At 61.6% G+C, this 19,689-nt stretch carries 16 protein-coding genes, 1 other RNA gene and 1 pseudogene; 2 read left to right on the top strand and 16 right to left on the bottom strand.

Annotated elements, in window-relative coordinates; translation table 11 throughout:
- Window positions 1–4: 4 nt before the first annotated feature.
- Window positions 5–2,188 carry a catalase/peroxidase HPI gene (katG, locus tag ACSQ26_RS05705; RefSeq protein WP_436007127.1) on the top strand — a complete coding sequence of 728 codons (2,184 nt, stop codon included), beginning with the start codon at window positions 5–7 and terminating at the stop codon, window positions 2,186–2,188.
- An 81-nt stretch (window positions 2,189–2,269) separates the two neighbouring features.
- Here the strand turns inward: katG and copM are convergent, their stop codons facing one another.
- On the bottom strand, window positions 2,270–2,767 hold the full coding sequence (gene copM, locus ACSQ26_RS05700) for a CopM family metallochaperone (protein ID WP_436015113.1): 498 nt from the start codon (window positions 2,765–2,767) through the stop codon (window positions 2,270–2,272).
- A 96-nt stretch (window positions 2,768–2,863) separates the two neighbouring features.
- Window positions 2,864–3,607: pseudogene (locus ACSQ26_RS05695) on the bottom strand (MauE/DoxX family redox-associated membrane protein); the annotation flags it as partial.
- A 73-nt stretch (window positions 3,608–3,680) separates the two neighbouring features.
- On the opposite strand from ACSQ26_RS05695, the gene ACSQ26_RS05690 reads away from it, so the two are divergent.
- On the top strand, window positions 3,681–4,085 hold the full coding sequence (locus ACSQ26_RS05690; RefSeq protein WP_436007125.1) for a MerR family transcriptional regulator: 405 nt from the start codon (window positions 3,681–3,683) through the stop codon (window positions 4,083–4,085).
- A gap of 25 nt (window positions 4,086–4,110) precedes the next feature.
- Here ACSQ26_RS05690 and ACSQ26_RS05685 read toward each other — a convergent pair whose 3' ends face one another.
- The 14 genes from ACSQ26_RS05685 to rnpB all read right to left on the bottom strand — a co-directional run bounded on the left by ACSQ26_RS05685 (window position 4,111) and on the right by rnpB (window position 19,668).
- Window positions 4,111–4,941 carry a GGDEF domain-containing protein gene (locus ACSQ26_RS05685; protein ID WP_436007123.1) on the bottom strand — a complete coding sequence of 277 codons (831 nt, stop codon included), beginning with the start codon at window positions 4,939–4,941 and terminating at the stop codon, window positions 4,111–4,113.
- Window positions 4,942–5,041: 100 nt separating this feature from the next.
- Window positions 5,042–6,004, bottom strand: coding sequence for a UDP-N-acetylmuramate dehydrogenase (gene murB, locus ACSQ26_RS05680; RefSeq protein ID WP_436007121.1), 963 nt, complete (start codon window positions 6,002–6,004; stop codon window positions 5,042–5,044).
- Window positions 6,001–7,419 carry a UDP-N-acetylmuramate--L-alanine ligase gene (murC, locus tag ACSQ26_RS05675; RefSeq protein ID WP_436007119.1) on the bottom strand — a complete coding sequence of 473 codons (1,419 nt, stop codon included), beginning with the start codon at window positions 7,417–7,419 and terminating at the stop codon, window positions 6,001–6,003. Before murC ends, murB begins: the two co-directional genes overlap by 4 nt.
- Window positions 7,416–8,540: an undecaprenyldiphospho-muramoylpentapeptide beta-N-acetylglucosaminyltransferase gene (gene murG, locus ACSQ26_RS05670; protein ID WP_436007117.1), complete on the bottom strand. Its 1,125-nt coding sequence runs from the start codon at window positions 8,538–8,540 to the stop codon at window positions 7,416–7,418. The genes murC and murG overlap by 4 nt, the downstream gene beginning before the upstream one ends.
- 4 nt (window positions 8,541–8,544) lie before the next feature.
- On the bottom strand, window positions 8,545–9,702 hold the full coding sequence (gene ftsW / locus ACSQ26_RS05665; protein ID WP_436007115.1) for a putative lipid II flippase FtsW: 1,158 nt from the start codon (window positions 9,700–9,702) through the stop codon (window positions 8,545–8,547).
- A 129-nt stretch (window positions 9,703–9,831) separates the two neighbouring features.
- A complete protein-coding gene (gene murD / locus ACSQ26_RS05660) occupies window positions 9,832–11,220 on the bottom strand; it encodes a UDP-N-acetylmuramoyl-L-alanine--D-glutamate ligase (protein ID WP_436007113.1) in 1,389 nt (462 codons plus the stop codon).
- 7 nt (window positions 11,221–11,227) lie between these two features.
- A complete protein-coding gene (gene mraY / locus ACSQ26_RS05655; RefSeq protein ID WP_436007111.1) occupies window positions 11,228–12,328 on the bottom strand; it encodes a phospho-N-acetylmuramoyl-pentapeptide-transferase in 1,101 nt (366 codons plus the stop codon).
- A 21-nt stretch (window positions 12,329–12,349) separates the two neighbouring features.
- Entirely contained in the window at window positions 12,350–13,774 is a 1,425-nt protein-coding gene (locus ACSQ26_RS05650) for a UDP-N-acetylmuramoylalanyl-D-glutamyl-2,6-diaminopimelate--D-alanyl-D-alanine ligase (RefSeq protein ID WP_436007109.1), read from the bottom strand.
- Entirely contained in the window at window positions 13,771–15,219 is a 1,449-nt protein-coding gene (locus ACSQ26_RS05645; protein WP_436007107.1) for a UDP-N-acetylmuramoyl-L-alanyl-D-glutamate--2,6-diaminopimelate ligase, read from the bottom strand. Before ACSQ26_RS05645 ends, ACSQ26_RS05650 begins: the two co-directional genes overlap by 4 nt.
- A gap of 49 nt (window positions 15,220–15,268) precedes the next feature.
- Entirely contained in the window at window positions 15,269–17,032 is a 1,764-nt protein-coding gene (locus ACSQ26_RS05640; RefSeq protein ID WP_436007105.1) for a peptidoglycan D,D-transpeptidase FtsI family protein, read from the bottom strand.
- Window positions 17,029–17,460 (bottom strand): cell division protein FtsL, encoded by a 432-nt coding sequence (ftsL, locus tag ACSQ26_RS05635; protein WP_436007103.1) that lies wholly within the window; start codon window positions 17,458–17,460, stop codon window positions 17,029–17,031. Before ftsL ends, ACSQ26_RS05640 begins: the two co-directional genes overlap by 4 nt.
- On the bottom strand, window positions 17,461–18,480 hold the full coding sequence (gene rsmH, locus ACSQ26_RS05630; RefSeq protein ID WP_436007101.1) for a 16S rRNA (cytosine(1402)-N(4))-methyltransferase RsmH: 1,020 nt from the start codon (window positions 18,478–18,480) through the stop codon (window positions 17,461–17,463).
- Window positions 18,481–18,497: 17 nt separating this feature from the next.
- Window positions 18,498–18,938, bottom strand: a complete 441-nt coding sequence (gene mraZ, locus ACSQ26_RS05625) for a division/cell wall cluster transcriptional repressor MraZ (RefSeq protein ID WP_436007099.1) — start codon at window positions 18,936–18,938, stop codon at window positions 18,498–18,500.
- 338 nt (window positions 18,939–19,276) lie between these two features.
- Window positions 19,277–19,668, bottom strand: an RNA gene (rnpB, locus tag ACSQ26_RS05620) — RNase P RNA component class A.
- Between the last annotated feature and the right edge of the window lie 21 nt (window positions 19,669–19,689).

Below are 19,689 nucleotides of genomic sequence, written 5' to 3'. Positions count from 1 at the left end.
CAAGATGGACGCCAAAGTCGAAAACGGGGGCAAATGTCCCGTCGCTCATACAGCCGGCAGCATCCGGAAAAACCGGGACTGGTGGCCGAGCCATCTCGATGTCAACAGTCTGCACGGGCACTTTTCGAAGTCCGACCCGATGGGCGAGGCATTCGATTACGCCAAGGAATTCGCCAAGCTCGATCTCGCGGCCGTCAAGCAGGACCTCACTGCCTTGATGACCGATTCGCAGGATTGGTGGCCGGCCGACTTCGGTCACTATGGCGGCCTGTTCATCCGCATGGCCTGGCATAGCGCCGGCACCTATCGCATCACCGATGGCCGCGGCGGTGCGGGCGCCGGACAGCAGCGCTTCGCGCCGCTCAACAGCTGGCCGGACAACGTCAACCTCGACAAGGCCCGCCGCCTGCTCTGGCCGATCAAGCAGAAATACGGCAACCAGATTTCCTGGGCCGACCTCTATATCCTCACCGGCAATGTCGCGCTCGAATCCATGGGCTTCAGGACCTTCGGTTTCGCGGGCGGCCGCGCCGATGTGTGGGAACCGGAAGAGCTCTATTGGGGTCCGGAAGGCACCTGGCTGGGTGACGAGCGCTACAGCGGCGAGCGTGAACTGGCAGAACCGCTCGGCGCCGTGCAGATGGGCCTGATCTACGTCAATCCGGAAGGCCCGAACGGCACTCCCGACCCGCTTGCCTCGGCGCGCGATATCCGCGAAACCTTCGCGCGCATGGCGATGAACGACGAAGAAACCGTGGCACTGATCGCCGGCGGTCACACCTTCGGCAAGACCCATGGCGCGGGCGACCCGTCGTTCGTTGGTGTCGATCCGGAAGGTGGCGAGCTCGAACAGCAGGGCCTCGGCTGGAACAGCAAGTTCAACACCGGTGTCGGTCGCGATGCCATCGGCAGCGGTCTGGAAGTGACATGGACCCAGACGCCGACCCAATGGAGCAACTACTTCTTCGAAAACCTGTTCGGCTTCGAATGGGAGCTGACCAAGAGCCCGGGTGGTGCGAATCAGTGGGTCGCGAAGAACGCCGATGCTTCCATCCCGGACGCCTATGACCCGTCGAAGAAACAGCTTCCGACGATGCTGACCTCCGACCTGGCGCTGCGCATCGATCCGGCCTACGAGAAAATCTCGCGCCGGTTCCTCGAAAATCCCGACCAGTTCGCCGATGCCTTCGCCCGCGCGTGGTTCAAGCTGACCCATCGCGACATGGGGCCGAAGGTGCGTTATCTGGGCCCGGAAGTGCCGGCTGAGGACCTGATCTGGCAGGATGTGATCCCAGCCGTCGATCACAAGCTGGTCGATGACCGGGACATCGCCGAACTGAAGGCCAAGGTGCTCGCATCGGGCCTGTCGGTGCAGGAACTGGTCTCGACCGCCTGGGCGTCCGCCTCGACGTTCCGCGGTTCCGACAAGCGCGGCGGCGCCAATGGCGCCCGCATCCGCCTTGCCCCGCAGAAGGACTGGGAAGCCAACCAGCCGGCGCAGCTTTCCAAGGTGCTGGGCGTTCTCGAAGCCATCCAGAAGGACTTCAACGCGGCGCACAGCGACGGCAAGAAAATCTCGTTGGCCGACCTGATCGTGCTCGCTGGCGCCGCCGGCGTCGAAAAGGCGGCACAGGCTGGTGGACACAATGTCACCGTGCCGTTCACACCGGGCCGCATGGATGCCTCGCAGGAACAGACAGACGCGGCGTCTTTCGCGCCTCTCGAACCTCGTGCCGATGCCTTCCGCAACTATATCAACAGCCGCAAGCAGCAGTTCATGAAGGCCGAGGAAGCGCTCGTCGATGGCGCCCAGTTGCTGCAGCTCACTGCGCCTGAAATGACCGTGCTCGTCGGCGGCCTGCGTACACTCAACGCCGGCAATCCGGAACATGGCGTGTTCACTTCCCGTCCCGGCACGCTGAGCAACGACTTCTTCGTCAACCTGCTCGACATGGGTACGGTGTGGGCACCCCTCGCCGGCAAGGAGGGCGTCTATGAAGGCCGCGACCGCAAGACAAATGCCGTCAAGTGGACCGGCACCCGCGTCGATCTGATCTTCGGCTCGCATTCGCAGCTTCGCGCGCTGGCCGAAGTCTATGGGCAATCGGATGCCGGCGAGAAGTTTGTCAAGGACTTCGTGGCGGCCTGGAACAAGGTGATGAACGCGGATCGTTTCGATCTGGCTTAATCACAAGAAGTCTCTCCCAGGACTGCAAAAGCCCGCGGCGAGCAATCGCCGCGGGCTTTTCGTTGGACCGGATAAGGCCGTTCAATGCTTCGCCAACCAGTCCTTCATGAACGCGATCTCGCTCTCCTGCGCCTTTACGACGCCCTCGGAAAGCTTCCGCAGTTCGGGATCCTTGCCGTATTCAAGCTGGACCTTCGCCATGTCGATCGCACCCTGGTGATGCGGGATCATCATCGTCACGAAATCGCGATCCGGATCGCCGGTCATGGCGGCGTTCATGTCCTTGTTCATCTTTGCCATGCCATCCATGTAGGCCTTGCCGGCGGGATCGTCATGGCCGGCATGAGACGCGGCGGGCTTTGCGTTCTTCGCCAGCCAACCGTTCATGAAGGCGATCTCGCTCTCCTGCGCCTTGATGATGTCGCCTGAAAGCGTCTTGAGGTCGGCGTCCTTGCCGTATTGCAGCTGCACCCTGGCCATGTCGATGGCGCCCTGGTGATGGGGCACCATCATCTGGGCGAAATCTGTATCGGCATCGCCGGTCATCGGCGCGGCCATAGCCTTGTTCATCTTCGACATGCCGTCCATGTACGCCTTGCCGCCGGCATCAGCCGGAGCGCTCATTTCCGTGCCAGACATGTCGTGGCCGGGCATATCCATTTCCTGGGCAACGGTAATGGTGCCCGTCGTCATCAGGATCATCCAGATCGCCATCAGAACCATCATCACATTCTCCGTTAGTGATACAAAACCGAGGGGCACATTGCTGCCGCCGCCGACACAGGCGCATTTCAGTTCGCGCCGGTCGATATAGACGGCCTTGAACACCGAGACCGCACCGATCGTTCCGATGAACAGCGCGACGGGAACCGAAAGCCAGACCAGTGCGCCCGCCACCATCAATATGCCGGCGAAAGCCTCAGCGAAGGGGTAAACATAGCCATAGGGCACCCAACGCTTGGCGAGCAGATCGTAGTTCAGGAACATGGTCGAGAAGGTCTCGATGTTCTGCAGCTTGAGGATCGCGAGCACGCACATCGAAAATGCGATGAACCATTCCGCCGCACGGATCGTCAGTGCATCGCCATAGGCGGCATAGCTCGCGGCCAGCGCCATCAGCGCCGTCATCGCGAAGACGGCGATCACCGGCTTGTAGGTCGTCGCGTTGGGATCAGCGACCGGCTTGCCGAAATGACGGCGGAGATCGTCGTAACCGCCGATCCGCTTGCCATCGATGAAGGTCTGCGGTGTGGTCTTAACGTCATGTTCGGCCTTGAACGCGTCGGTCTCCTCGCGTGTCTTCAGCCAATGGTCATCGACTTCGTAGCCCTGGCTCTCGAGCAAATACTTGGATTTGAGCCCCCATGGGCATGTATGCGTCTCCATGACCATGCGATAGAGCGTAGCCTGTTTGGCCATTTCATTGATTCCCTATTGTGTCCTTACCGGATACGCCTCATATAGGTTCCGTACCATAGTACGGAGTCAAGGGATGAAATCGACGACAATCGCAGGGCTTGCGCGCGAGGGCGGCGTGGGTGTGGAAACGATCAGATATTACCAGCGCCGGGGGTTGCTCGACACGCCTGAGCGCGCCAATACATATGGCCTACGCGGCGGCGTGCGCCGCTACGGCGACGAAGATGTGCGAAAACTCCGCTTCATCCGTTCGGCGCAGGCGGCAGGCTTCACACTGGAAGAGATTTCCGAACTGATCACGCTCGACGCGACCGACGACCGCGCCCGGGCACTGGAGATCGCCAACGAACGGATCACCGCGCTCGACATGAAGATCGCCGAACTGGAAGCCGCGCGGACGTCGTTGAAACGGCTCGCCCATCATTGCAGCCATACACATGAAGGCCCCTGCCCGATCCTGACGGCATTCGAGCATTGAAACAACGAATTGGCGGCCGGACGAATTAGACAGCAATTTTCCCGGCATCACTATCCGCGCTGGAAACGAAAGCCAGAATATCGTCGCTGTGAACGACACGGTTCCTGCCCGATGCCTTGGCAAGGTAAAGCGCCTTGTCCGCATGGGTAAGCAGGATCGAATATCCGGTTTTGCCGTCTCCCCGAGATACACCGGCAGAGAAGGTCACCGATATTTCGGAGCCATCCACATCGAATGTGCGGGTGGCGAGCGCAGCGCGGACCAGATCCATGACGGCGATGGTTTCGTCCTTTGCGCGGTCGCGAAGAATGACGCCGAATTCCTCTCCGCCGAGCCGCGCGACGGCGGCGTCGCGGCCAAGCACACGCCGCAACTCCCTGGCGACTTCGACCAGCACGGCATCGCCTGCTGCATGGCCATAGGTATCGTTGATCACCTTGAACCGGTCGATATCGAGGATCGCCACGACGTAGGGGGCGTTCAGCGCCGAGATGACGTCGACGAAGGCACGCCGGTTCATCAATCCCGTGAGCGGATCGGTCCTTGAAAGCCGTTCGAACGCGTCGCGTGATACGGAGAGATCGCGGATCGCCTTGCCGATGAGATAATAGGCGAGAAAACAGATCGGCCCTGCCACGAAGGCTGTGACAACCGTGTCGGCCCAAGGATCCGGCGGAAGAGTGACGTTGAGAAATCCGAGACGCCCGAACAGCTGGTAGACGCCGAAGTTCAGGCCGACTGCGGCAATCGTCGTCCAGAATGAGCGCGTCAGCGCAAAGCGCAGCACATCACGACGCTTTGAGAATGCGCCGACCGCAATTCTCCTGATGATCCAGTTCTTGATTTGGGCAACCATGGTTAGCGCTTTCGAGTCCGCGCATATAATGGCCCACTAAATCTTAAGAACGTATTTCAGCGAAAACAGACAATCCGAGCGATCGGCCGAAAATCTCGTATCAGGAAGCAAAACGTGCTACTTCCGCACCCTGGATGAACTGGCCGATGCGCTTGATTTCCCATTCAAGCAAAATGCCGGAATGCTCGAACACGCGGCGCCGCACCGTTTCGCCGAGGCTTTCGAGATCGTAGCCGGTGGCGTGGCCAATATTGATCATGAAATTGCAATGGAGCGGCGACATCTGGGCGCCACCGATCTGCAGGCCACGGCAGCCGGCCTCGTCGATGAGCTTCCAGGCGGAGTGGTCGGGCGGGTTCTTGAAGGTCGAGCCGCCGGTCTTTTCCTTCACCGGCTGCACGGTTTCGCGGTGATGTCGCACGGCGTCCATCTCGGTACGAATCTTGGCCTTGTCGTCGGCATAGCCTTGGAAGATGCCATGAGTGAAGATCAGGCCCTCAGGCACCACTGATTTGCGGTAGCTGTATTTCATCTGGGCATTCGAAAGCGTGACGCGATTGCCCTTGCGATCGACCGCCTCGACTGAAACGACGCGCTCCCTCGTCTCGGTACCATTGGCACCGGCATTCATCTTCAGTGCGCCACCGATCGAGCCGGGGATGCCGTAATAGAAGGCAAAGCCGCCGATGCCGTGATCGAGCGCCATGGCAGCAATGTTCTTGTCCGGGCAGATGGCGCCGGCGCGGATGCGGTTCTCGCCCGCAAGTTCGACATCGCCGAACCCCTTGGCGGAAAGACGTAAGACCACACCCCTGATGCCGCCATCTCGGACCAGGAGGTTCGAGCCGACGCCGATTACCGTCAGCGGCACGTCTTCCGGCAACACTTTGAGGAAGGCCGCGAGATCGTCGACGTCATGCGGCTGGAACATCAGCTCTGCAAGTCCACCGGCGCGGAACCATGTCACACGATCCATCGGCGCATCCGGCGTCAACCTGCCTCTGATATCCTTCATGCTGTCGCCGAGCTCGGCGAGCAGCGCTGCTCCATCGACCTGTTTCATTGTTTTTTTCCTGACAGCGCAGCCAGATCCTTCGGCAGCGCCGCAGCCCAATTCGTGATGTTTCCTGCGCCCAAGAGAACCACATAATCGCCCGGTTGCGCAATGGCGGCGACAAAGGGCGGCAGCGCATCGGGGGTGGCCAGGAACCGCACGTCGCGATGGCCGCCGGACTTGATGCGCGAGACCAGTTCCTCGGATGTGACGCCCTCGATCGGATCTTCGCCGGCCGAATAGATCGGCGCGATGAATACCGTGTCGGCATCGTTGAAGCAGGAGGCAAATTCCTCGAACAGGCTGGCGACGCGGGTGTAGCGATGCGGCTGGTGGATGGCGACGATGCGGCCATCGCCGCAGCTATCGCGCGCGGCCTTGAGGACAGCCTTGATCTCGACAGGATGATGGCCGTAATCGTCGAATATCTGCACGCCGTTCCATTCGCCGGTGTTGGTGAAGCGGCGCTTGACGCCGGCAAAACCTGCGAGACCCTTCTTGATGTCCTCCGGCGAAATACCGAGCCGCTGCGCCACCGCGATAGCCGCCGTAGCGTTGGCGACGTTGTGGCGTCCCGGCATCGGCATGCGGAGTTCGTCCAGATGAATGACCTCGCCCGTGCGGCGGCGACGGATTTCCACGTCGAAGATCGAGACCGGGCCTTCGAAGCGGACGTTCTTGAAGCGGACGTCGGCCTGCGGGTTCTCGCCATAGGTGATGACCTTGCGATCCTCGATCTTGGAGACCATGGCCTGCACTTCGGGATGGTCGAGGCACATCACGCCGAAGCCGTAGAAGGGGACGTTCTCGACGAACTGCCGGAAGGCGGCGCGGGCATTGTCGAACGTGCCGTAGTGATCGAGATGCTCGGGATCGATATTGGTGATCACCGCGATTTCGGCCGGCAGCTTGAGGAAGGTGCCGTCGGATTCGTCGGCCTCGACCACCATCCACTCGCCCTCGCCCATGCGGGCATTGGTGCCATAGGCGTTGATGATGCCGCCATTGATCACGGTCGGGTCGAGCCCGCCGGCCTCGAGCAGCGTGCCGACCAGAGAGGTCGTCGTCGTCTTGCCATGCGTACCGCCGATGGCGATGGCATTGCGGAAGCGCATCAGTTCGGCAAGCATTTCGGCGCGGCGCACCACCGGCAGCAGCTTTTCGCGCGCGGCGATAAGTTCCGGATTGGTCTTCTTGATCGCAGTGGATACGACGACGACTTCGGCCTCGCCGAGATTTTCGGCCTTGTGACCAACATGGACCTCGATGCCCTTGGCGCGCAGGCGCTGCACATTGGCGCTGTCAGCCTGGTCGGAGCCCTGCACCTTGTGGCCGAGATTATGCAGCACTTCGGCGATGCCGCTCATGCCGATACCGCCGATGCCGATGAAATGGACGAGCCCGATGCTCCTGGGCATTTTCATGCTGCTACCTCTTTGAATTCGGACACCGGCTTGCCAGCCGCAATCGCCTCGACCAGATCGGCGAGGCGGCGGGCGGCATCCGGCTTGCCCGTCGCCTTTGCGGCCCGAGCGGTGTCTGCGAGCTTAGCCGGCTCGTCCATGGAATGACGAAGGATATTGGCCAGCTTTTCCGGTGAGAGATGCGATTGCGCGATGACCTTGGCACCGCCTTCGGCCTGCAATGCGGCAGCATTGGCAGCCTGATCGTGATCGAGCGCATAGGGATAGGGAACGAGAATCGACGGGCGGCCGATCACGGCAAGTTCGGAAACGGTCGATGCGCCCGAGCGGCTGATCACCAGATTGGCGTCGGCGATGCGCCGCGGCATGTCGCCGAAGAAAGGCGAGACATCGGCGGCCAGACCCAGCTTGTCATAGCTCGCATTGACCGCGTCCTGGTCCTCGGTCCGCGCCTGCTGCGTGACCCGGAGCCGCTTGCGGTATTGGTCCTCAAGCAGGCAGATGGCCGACGGAATGGCGCTGGAGAAGAACTGCGCGCCCTGGCTGCCGCCGAAGACAACGAGGTTGAACGGATCGTTCTCGCCCGATGCCGTGTAGGATTTCTCGGCAGCGGCGACGACATCCGGTCGAACCGGATTGCCCGTTACCACCGTCTTGCCAGAATGCGTTCCCGATCCTTCGGGCAGGAAGCCGCCGGCGATGGCTTGCACGCGCGAGGCCATGAGCTTGTTGGCGCGGCCCATGACTGCGTTCTGTTCGTGGATCAGCGATGGTATCTTCATGCCCGTCGCGGCGAGAAGCGGCGGTACGGTCGGGTAACCGCCAAAGCCGATCACGGCCTTCGGCTTCAGCCGGCTGAAAAGCTTGCGCGCCATGCGCATGCCGCGCCACAGCGTCAGCAGCGATTTCGCCAGCGCAATCGGGTTCTTCGATCCGATGGTGGCTGAGGGAATGACGTGAATCTCGTCGGCGGGAAATTTGCCCGCAAAGCGCTCGGCGCGGCTGTCGGTCACCAGATGGACCGCGTAGCCCCGGGCTTTCAGTTCATGTCCCAGCGCTTCGGCCGGAAACAGATGGCCGCCGGTTCCACCGGCGGCGAGGACAATCAAGCCCTTTTCCATTCAATCACTCCGCGGCCGGAGCACCGTAGCCGGTGCGGAAGAAGCTGCGCTCCTGGGCGCGCTTTTCCGGCCTGTGCCGTGTCAATGCCAGTATGAATCCGGCCGTGACACATATGGCAATCTGCGACGAACCGCCATAGGAAATCAGCGGCAAAGTCATGCCTTTTGCCGGCAAAAGCTGCAAATTCACACCAATATTGATGATCGACTGGAAGCCGATCTGCAATACGAGGCCCGCAACGGCAAAGCGGGTGAAGTGGCTGCGGTCGCGAAAAGCGTGCGACAGGCCGCGCATGACGACGAAAATGTATAGGCCGAGCAGCGCCATGCAGAAGATCACGCCGAACTCCTCGGCCGCGACCGAGAAGACGAAGTCCGTGTGGCTGTCGGGCAGGATACGCTTGACGATGCCCTCTCCCGGGCCGGAACCGAACCAGCTTCCGCGCACGATCGCCTCATGGGCGGTATCGACCTGGTAGGTATTGCCCTCGCCGGTCAGGAATTGATTGATGCGCAATGCGACATGCGGGAAAAAGCCATAGGCAAAGAACAGACCGCCTGCCGCACCACCCGCCATCAGCACGATCCAGATCCACGGCATGCCGGCCATGAAGAACATCGAGCCCCAGACGGCAGTCGTCAGGATCGTCTGGCCAAGGTCCGGCTCGGCGACCAGCAGGGCCGCGACGATGACGAACAGAATCATGGCAAAGAGATTGCCGGGAATATCCGGCTGGCGTTGATGTTCGGCAAACAGCCAGGCGCAGACCACGACGAACGCTGGCTTCATGAATTCCGAAGGCTGGATCGAGAGGAACGAAATGGTGATCCAGCGCCGCGAACCCTTCACTTCCATGCCGATGAAGAGAACCAGAACCATCATCGCCAGTGAAACCACGAGCATGATCATCGCCGCACGGCGCACCTGGCGCGGAGAGAGAAAGGAGAGGCCGACCATCACGATGATCGACGGCAGCAGGAACAGCGCATGCCGCTCGACGAAGTGGAAGCTATCGAGGCCGATTCGCTCGGCGACAGCAGGCGAAGCCGCGAAGGACAGCATGAAGCCGGTGCCGATAAGAAGAACGAAAACCGCCAGGAAATACCGGTCGATCGTCCAGAACCACTCCGCCAGTGGCCCCCTTTCCGCTCTGCTTACCATACGCAAATCCTCTTTTTTGCCATGATGCAGGCAACCTCTTAATTTGCTGTTAACCACGTCCGCCGCGACGCGATTTTCCAGCCGGAATCAAGACACTACCGGGCCAAGCATGAGGCAGGCTTGCCGCCGTCACACCAGCATTGTGACGCCGTCGAGCTTGGCGACGAGTGCAACGAAATGATCGCCGCGTACTTCGAAATTCTTGAACTGGTCAAAGCTCGCGCAGGCTGGCGACAGCATCACCACCGCCCCTGCGCGATCGTCCTTCTCTGCATCCCTGGACGCGTGCAGGACGGCATTTTCCAGCATGCCGGAAATTTCGTATTCGACATCGGTGCCGAGGGTGGCAGCGAATTGCGGAGCCGCCTCGCCGATCAGATAGGCCTTGGCGATGCGGTTGTAGAGCGGCTTGAGCGACGCGATGCCGCCCTCCTTGGGCAGTCCACCGGCGATCCAGTAGATGCGATCGTAGGAGGAGAGCGCCGGTGCCGCGGCTTCCGCGTTCGTCGCCTTGGAGTCGTTGACGAAGGTCACCGAGCCGCGCTTGCCAACGGGCTGCATGCGGTGCTTGAGACCGGGAAAGGATTTGAGCCCTGCGCGGATTTCCTCTGCGGTGACGCCAACGGCGAGGCAGGCCGCGATGGCCGCGGACGCATTCTGGGCGTTGTGCGAGCCGCGCAGGGTCTGGATTCCGTCAAGGTCAGCGACCAGTTCACCCTTGCCGGCAACTGCCTGGAATATCTTCTGGCCGTCGGCAAAGAGCCCGTTCGCCAGCACATGCCGGCGCGAGATGCGGGTCACGTTGACGCCTGCATGTTCCAACCGGTCGGCGATCAGGCTGCAATAGCTGTCGCCGTCGCCGACAATGGCCGTGTCAGAGCCGGCAACCAGCCGCTCCTTGACATCGGCATAGTGCTGCATCGTGCCGTGGCGATCGAGATGGTCGGGCGTGAGATTGAGCAGGATGCCGGCGGTGGGGTTGATCGTCGGCGCGAGATCGATCTGGTAGGACGAACATTCGACGACGTAGAAGCGATCCTTGGCCGGCGGATCGAGCGTCAGCACCGCCGTGCCGATATTGCCGCCGAGCTGCGTATCGCGACCAGCGGATTTCAGGATATGGGCGATCAGCGCCGTTGTCGTCGATTTGCCGTTGGTGCCGGTGATCGCAATGAATGGGCAATCGGGCGCCAGCGCCCGGCGCTCGCGGCAGAACAGTTCGACATCGCCGATGATCTCGACGCCCGCGGCATGGGCCAGATCAACCGTCCAATGCGGCTTCGGATGGGTCAGCGGCACGCCGGGCGAGAGAACGAAGGCCTGGAATGCCGACCAGTCGGCATGATGGAGATCGGCCGTGCCGATGCCCTTGTCTGCGGCTTTCTGCACCGAATCCGGATTGTCGTCCCAGGCGGTGACGTCGGCGTCGCCTGCAGCAAGAGCCTCAGCTGTCGCGAGTCCTGAACCACCCAGGCCGAACAACGCGACCTTTTTCCCCTTGAAGGACGTAACAATCATGGCAGCCTCACCGGATCTTGAGCGTGGCGAGGCCAATCAGGGCGAGGATGACGGAAATGATCCAGAAGCGGATCACGACCTGGCTTTCGGTCCAGCCCTTCTTTTCGAAATGGTGGTGGATCGGCGCCATCAGGAAGACGCGTTTTCCCGTGAGCTTGAAGCTGCCGACCTGGATGATGACCGAAAGTGTCTCCATCACGAAGACGCCGCCGATGATCGCCATGACGATCTCATGCTTGGTGGCAACCGCGACCGAACCGATCAGGCCGCCGAGCGAGAGCGAACCCGTATCGCCCATGAAGATGGCGGCGGGTGGCGCGTTGAACCACAGGAAGCCGAGGCCTGCCCCGATCACCGTCGCGACGATCACCGTCAACTCGCCTGTACCGGGCACGAAATTGATCTGCAGGTAATTCGAAAACACGGCGTTGCCGGCGAGATAGGCGATCACGCCAAACGACGCGGATGCGATCATTACGGGCACGATGGCGAGGCCATCCAGTCCATCGGTGAAGTTCACGGCATTGCCAGCCGCCACGATGACGAAAGCGCCGAAAATCACGAAGAAATAGCCGAGATTGAGCAACAGGTCCTTGAAGAACGGAAAGGCGACGGAAGTGCCGATTGTCGAGCCCGGCTGGCCGGCAGCCATTGCCGTTCTCATCATGAAATAGACCGCAACGGCTGCGATCACGGCTTCCACGAGCAGTCGCCATTTACCCCCAAACCCGGCCGTGGTCTGCTTGGTCACCTTGAGATAATCGTCATAAAAGCCGATCAGGCCGAAGCCGAGCATCACCAGAAGGCAGGAGACGACGTAGACATTGCCGAGATCGGCCCAGAGCAGCGACGAAATCACCACCGCGACGAGGATCATCAGCCCGCCCATCGTCGGCGTGCCCGCTTTCTTGAGATGCGTCTGGGGGCCATCGGCACGGATCGGCTGGCCCTTGCCCTGCCGGACCCTGAGCGAGTCGATCATACGCGGGCCGAAGAAGAAGACGATGAGGGCGGAGGTGAAAAGGGCGGCACCGGCCCGGAAGGTGATGTACCGGAACAGATTGAAGATCTGCAGATGATCCGAGAATTCCACCAGCCACAAAAACATCAATCGTCCCCTAAAGTCCCGTTAGGCCGCGCCAGCAGCCGGAAAATTCGTCGTCAGCGCCGAGACGATCCGGCCGAAGCCCGTTCCCTTCGAAGACTTGACCATCAGCACGTCGCCCGGCCTGATATTCTCGAGTATGTAGGCCGCAAGCTCGTCCGTGTTCTGGCGATACACTGTCTGAGGGGCCTCGCCAAGCGCATCGCGCAAATAGGCCATATCGGTGCCCGCGAGCCAGATGTCGGTGATCCCTGCTGCCTGCAGGGGTGCCGCGAGCCCGGCATGGACTTCGGCGGAATGCTCGCCCATCTCCAGCATGTCGCCGAGGACGGCGATCCTGCGCCCGCCCTCGCCCGGCCGCGCCGCCTCCAGAAGCGCGATTGCCGCACGCATGGAGGCCGGATTGGCGTTATAGCTTTCGTCGATCAGCGTGAAGGTCCCGCCCGGCGCTCTGAGATGAATGCGCTGGCCGCGCCCCTTGGCGGCAGCAACATCGCTGAAGGCCGCAACGACCGTGTCGAGATCAGCGCCGGCGAGATAGCTCGCGGCCAGCACCGCCACCGCATTCTCCGCGATGTGCTTGCCCGGTGCCTTGAGGCTAACCTCGACGGTGCGACCGCCGATCACGGCCCAGAATGTCGCGCTGTCGCCCTCGGATTGATAATCGACCAGCCGGAAATCGGCCTTGGCGCTGACGCCGAAGGAATGGATATTGGCGATGCGGCAGGCCGCTGCGACGGTTTCGAGATAATCGAACTGGCTGTTGTCGCGGTTGAGCAGCACATGGCCATCCGCCACGACGCCCTCGAATATCTCGGCCTTCGCAGCGGCGATTTCCTCGATATTGCGGAAATTGCCGAGATGGGCGGCGGCGATCGTGGTGACGATGGCGATATGCGGCTCGACCATCCTGACCAGCGGCCGGATCTCGTCGGGATGGTTCATGCCGATCTCGAAGACGCCGAAATCGGCATTCTCCGGCAGCCGCGACAATGTCAGCGGCACGCCCCAATGATTGTTGAAGGACGCGGGGGAGTAATGCACGCCGCCGCATGCCGACAGAACCTGGCGCAGCATCTCCTTGGTCGTGGTCTTGCCGACCGAGCCCGTAACCGCGATGATCTTGGCGCTCGTCCGCTGCCGCGCGGCATGGCCGAGCTTCTCCATCGCATCGAGCACATCGGCGACGACGATCAACGGCGTGGTGATCCGGCCGAGCGCCGGCAGCTTGGCCTCGGAAACCACCAATAGCGCTGCACCATTGGCGGCCGCCACATTGGCGAAGTCGTGCCCGTCGACACGGTCGCCCTTGATCGCGAAGAACGCTTCACCGCCCTTGAGGTCGCGGCTGTCTATGGAAATGCCCGTGATACCTTGCGGCATCGAGCCGATGGGGCGGCCGGCCATGGCCGCGATCATATCGACCGTTTTCCAGAGATACTCCGTCATGCCGCAAGCGCCTTCCTGATTTCCTCATGGTCGGAGAATGGCAGGACCTTGTCGCCGATGATCTGGCCCTCTTCATGGCCCTTGCCCGCGACGATCAACGTGTCTCCCGCACCAAGCATATGTACAGCCTGGCGGATGGCATCGGCGCGGTCACCGATCTCGATCGCACCCTTGGCTGCGGCGATGATCTCGGAACGGATCTGCGTTGGGACCTCGCTCCTCGGATTGTCGTCCGTGACAATCGTCACATCGGCAAGCCGCGTCGCGACCTCGCCCATAATGGGGCGCTTGCCCTTGTCGCGATCGCCGCCACAGCCGAACACCACGACCACACGGCCCGTGGTGAAGGGGCGGACGGAAGTCAGCACCTTTTCCAGCGCATCCGGCTTGTGGGCATAATCGACATAGCAGAGCGCGCCATCTTTCGTATGGCCCACCAGTTCCAGCCGGCCCGGCGCGCCGTGTATATGATGCAAGGCCTGCAGTGCCTTCGCCGCTGGCACGCCGGTGACGATGGCGAGGCCTGCCGAGACGATGGCATTGGCAATCTGGAAATCACCGGCCAGCGGCAGATGGACCTCGAAAATCTCGCCGCCATGATGGATCTCGGCGACCTGCTTGTCGCGGAAATGCTCGACGCGCTTGAGCGACAGGAAATCACCCTTGCGGCCCACGCTGCAGACGTCGAGGCTCGCGGATTTCGCCGCCGTGATCGCCTTGCCTGACCATTCGTCGTCCGAATAGATGATCGCCGGCGCACCGTTCGGCAGCAGCGTATCGAACAGCCGCATCTTGCTCTGGAAATAATGTTCGACCGTCGGATGGTAATCCATGTGGTCGCGGCCGAGATTGGTGAAGGCGCCGGCGGCGAGCTTGACGCCATCGAGGCGGCGCTGGTCGAGGCCGTGGCTGGACGCTTCCATCGCGGCATGGCTGACGCCTTCATTGGCGAGGTCGGCCAGCAGTCGGTGCAGCGTCACCGGATCAGGCGTCGTCAGCGAACCGTAATCGTTGCGGTCGGGCGCGATAACGCCTGTCGTGCCGATCTGCGCTGCCGCGAGCCCGGCCTGCGCCCATATCTGCCGGACGAAAGATGCTACGGACGTCTTGCCGGCCGTGCCGGTCACCGCGACCATCGTCCTGGGCTGTGCTTTGAAAAGATTCGCAGCGGATATCGCAAGCAGCCGACGCGGATCGTCGACTTTCAGGACGGGAACAGCCGCATCAGACATAGCTGTGGATAGACCTGTCACGACGGCGGCTGCACCTCGCGCCATCGCATCCTGCGCATAGGCCGCGCCATCCGCCTTGATACCGGCGAGCGCAAAGAAAAGATCGCCCGGCTTCACCGAACGGCTGTCCGAGGAAATACCTGAAATCTCGACGCCTTCAGCCTGCGTTGCGACCCCGGCATAAGCGCCGCCCATCACGTCCCCGAGCTTCATACGCGCCTTGCCCCTCGTCCTGTTCGAATCAGGATTTCGTTTTTACCTGTCAATAAGACTCAAGCAAGGCAGTTCCGTCCGCTCCGAAGCGTGGCTTGATGCCGAGCAGGGCCGCCGAGCGGCGAATGATCTCGCCGGCCATGAGGCCGGCATTGCAGCCTGCCGTCACACCGCAACCAGGATGCGCGACCTTTGGCTCGTCGATGACCACCATCACGACGTATTTCGGATCGTTGATCGGAAAAGCGGCCAGGAAAGCGTTGAAACGCACGGAGTTCGAGTAGCGGCCATGCACCACCTTTTCGGCGGTGCCGGTCTTGCCGCCAACCAGCAGGCCGGGCGTGTCGGCGCGGCGGCCCGAACCATCGACGACATTGGCGCGGAACAGCGTGCGCATGTTCTCGACGGTCTGGGGCTTGAGCACCATGACGGCGTTTTCGTCGGCCTCTTCCACGGTGCGCGGCAGGAAGGACGGCTGGATAAGCTTGCCGCCATTCATCAATGCCGCGGCCGCCATCGCTGTCTGCAATGGCGTTGTCGATACGCCGTGGCCGAAGGCGACGGTCATCGAGGTGATCTTCTTCCACACCTTGGGCTGTGAGGGCGAGGCGACTTCAGGCAACTCGGTGTCGAGCCGGGTCAGCAGGCCGAGCCGGGTCAGGAATTCCTTGTGTCCCTCGATGCCGACGACATCGGCCATCTTCGCCGAGCCGATATTGGAGGAATGGACGAACACGTCGGTGACCGAGAGAACACGCCGCGTGGCGTGGAAATCGTGGATGGTGAAGCCGCCGATATAGAGCGGCCGGCGGGCATCGAATGTATCGTTCATCGACACCTTGCCGGAATCGAGCGCCATGGCGCTGGTGAAGGCCTTGAAGGTCGAGCCCATTTCGAACAGGCCGCCCGATACCCGGTTCATGTCGCTCTTGGTCGCGCGGTCGATCGTGTCGGCGGGATTGTTGGGGTCGAAATCCGGCATCGAGCCAAGCGCCAGCACTTCGCCGGTATTGGCATCGAGCACCACAGCACCGGCGCCGATCGCCTTGTAGCTGGTCATGCCGGTCACCAGCACGTCGTGCACGATGTTCTGGACCCGCAGATCGACGGAGAGCTTCACCGGCTCGAGCTTGGCGTTCGCCGTCGTCATGCCGAGTTCGGCCAGATCGGCGAGCCCCTGCATGTCGAGATAGCGCTCCATGCCGGCGACGCCGCGATTGTCGATATTGACATAGCCGACGAGATGCGCGGCGACAGGGCCGCTGGGATAGAAGCGACGCTTGGCCGGGCGGAAGCCGATGCCGGGAATGCCGAGCGCCAGGATTTCGCTCTGCTGCTTCGGCGTCAGCTGACGGCGCAGCCACTGGAAATGCGATTTATGCGTCAGCTTGCGGTAGATATCCTTGGTGTCGATATCCGGCAGCACGGTCGAGAGCAGTTCGACGGCTTCGTCCGGATCGACGATCTTGTGCGGTTCGGCAAACAGCGAGACAGTCCTGACATCGGTCGCCAGGATCTCGCCGTTGCGGTCGAGAATATCCGGCCGCGAGGCGACGGTGTTATCCGCCCGCATGATGGAGGCGACGGTCTGCGGCGCCGTCATGCCATATTGCACCAGCCGACCGCCAATGATGCAGTAAACGACCGTAAACGCGCCGATCATGATGGCGATGCGATTGCGCGCCTGGCCGCCCGTGGCCTTGCGTGTGCCCTCGAAGATCATCGGATCGGGCGCGCCCGGAAGCCGCCCGCCGGCGCCGGTGTTGAAATGGGCCTTGCTCTTCAAGACCATGATGCGAGAGAGAAAGCTCATTCTGGTTTCACCGATCCAGTCTTGATCTTGTCGGCAACATCATCAGTGTCGGCAACGATCTTCTTGGCATAGGCCTTGGCCTCCTTCTCGGACACCTTGCCGTCCTTGTCCTTGTCGGCTGGATCGAAGACCGGCAGATCGGCCTTCAGCATCGGCAACTCCGACGCCTGGGTGAGTTGGGTCGATTCGGTCGGCACCAGTTGCAACTCGCCCTGATAGGAGGTGATCAGCTTCTGCAGCCGCGACGGCTGGGTGAGCAGCGCCCAGTCGGCCCTAAGCAGGTCGATCGTGTCGCGCTCCAGCTTGATCTCAGCCTCGAGCTTCCTGACCTCTTCGAGCTTCAGCTCCGCCTGATGCTTGATCGTGTAGGTGACCGCAGCGACCGCGGTCATGATGACGATCAGGATGATGTCGAGCGTACGCAGCATTCAGCCACCCATTCTTTCAATATCAGCCAGTTGAGGCAGGTCGAATATCGTCTGGTCCGCCTTGCCGGGTTTGGCTGTCGTGCGGATGCCCGCGCGCAGCTTGGCGGAACGGGCGCGCGGATTGAGCTCCGCTTCCGCCTCTGTCGCGGAGACCGCCTGGCGGGTGACAAGCTCGAATATCTGGGGAGCCTGGCTCACTTCAGGCAGATACCGAGAGCCAGAGGCGCGGCCGGAGCGGTCGGCGAAGAAGCGCTTGACGATCCGGTCTTCCAGCGAATGAAAGGCGACGACGACAAGCCGCCCGCCCGGCTTGAGCGAGCGCTCGGCGGCAAACAGCGCATCGACCAGTTCGCCGAGTTCGTTGTTCACATAGACGCGCAGCGCCTGGAAGACGCGTGTCGCCGGATGGATCTTGTCGGTGGCGCGGCGCGGGTTGACCTTCTCGATCACGCTGACCAGATCGCGCGTGGTGACGAACTTCCTGTCGGCACGGCGCTTTTCGATCGCACGCGCGATGCGGCCGGCGTGACGCTCTTCGCCAAGCAGGCCGAAAATCCGGATCAGGTCGTTGACACGGGCGCGGTTGACGACATCGGCGGCACTCACGCCCTCCGACGACATCCGCATGTCGAGCGGCCCGTTGCGCTGGAAGGAGAAGCCGCGTTCGGCCTCGTCGATCTGCATCGAGGAGACGCCGATATCGAGCACGACGCCATCCAGCCCGCCCTCGGGTGCGAAGCTGTCGAGCCTGCCGAAATTCGTGTGATGAAGAGAAAGCCTGGGCGAGAATTCCGCGACCATGGCCTGGCCGCCTGATATCGCGTTCGGATCACGGTCGAGCGCAATGACGTCGGCGCCCTGTTCGAGGATACCCCGCGTGTACCCGCCTGCCCCAAAAGTGCCGTCGAGGATGATCTTTCCGGGTGCAGGCGCGAGGTGCTCGAGCACCTCGGCCAGCATTACCGGAATATGCCGGATCGATCCGCCGATGGCATCGCTTTCGCTGCCATGATCCGTCATACCGCCGCTACCCCGCACTATGAAGGGTTGAGGCCTCGTTTCCTCAACACTTCTCTTGCCGCCATTTGAGCCGCCGAGAAATCTTCCGGCCGCCACAACTGAAAATAATCCGACCGTCCCGCGAAGGTCACTTCTCCGGCTATCCCCGTATGGCTCCGGATGAAATCCGTCACCGATAACCGCCCCTCCTGGTCGAGCCGCATGAAGACCCCGCCGCCGTGAACGACCAGCGAGATCCTGTTTGCCTCCAGCGAGAACGGGTCCAGATTTTCGAGCTGACGCTCGAAACGCATGAGCAAATCCGGGCCGCCGATATTGATCGCCGGAAAATGAAAGTCCTGGAAGCAGTACAGCTCCTCGACACCCAGCGAGACCAGAACGGCGCGAAAGGAAGCAGGCACCGAGACCCGGCCCTTCGCATCGATCTTGTTCGTTGCGCTCGACAGGAACCGGGACATAACGCGAGACTTCCGCTTCCGTGACGACGACCCCGACACACGGGATCGCTACGCACTCGAAAAAACCCAAATACCTATCGCTTCCCCATGCGATTGCGTGGGGTCCGGCCAGTCGATCTGACTGGCTTTCACCTGATGGGAAGCGGGCTTCACATTGCCCTTGAACAGTACGTATTTGGGATAACATGGGCAATTTTGGGCGTCAATGGGAGAAAGCTCAATTCACAGGTCGGACCTGTGGAATATTCATAAGCTGTTAAGTTTAACGAAAGGTTCACGGACATGCGCCACCCTACTTGGCCACACGCCTGAAATATTGCTGATATCAAGGGAAGAAAATCGCCAGTTGGCCTGTAAGCCGGGTTCTGTATGGCTCCGGTTGCCCGGAACGTGGCAGCCATTCATCTGGGACGACGCTCGCACGCCGCCTCACGCAACCCACCCGGATGACGAGGCCGGAAACGGCCCTGGCGCTTGCGCGCACGTGTCATCCCTATTCGGTCTTGCTCCCGGCGGGGTTTGCCATGCCGTTTCCGTTGCCGGATCCGCGGTGGGCTCTTACCCCACCTTTTCACCCTTACCCGGAAAACCGGGTGGAATATTTTCTGTGGCACTTTCCCTGGGGTCGCCCCCGCCGGATGTTATCCGGCGCCGTATTTCCGTGGAGCCCGGACTTTCCTCACCTCACAGCCTTTCGGCATTTGCAAAGCGCGGCTGCCCAGCCAACTGGCAGGGCTCATGTAATGCAGCC

The sequence above is a fragment of the Rhizobium sp. LjRoot254 genome (genome assembly GCF_964254105.1).
GTDB lineage: Bacteria > Pseudomonadota > Alphaproteobacteria > Rhizobiales > Rhizobiaceae > Rhizobium_E.
This window is presented reverse-complemented; position numbering and strand designations above follow the sequence as displayed.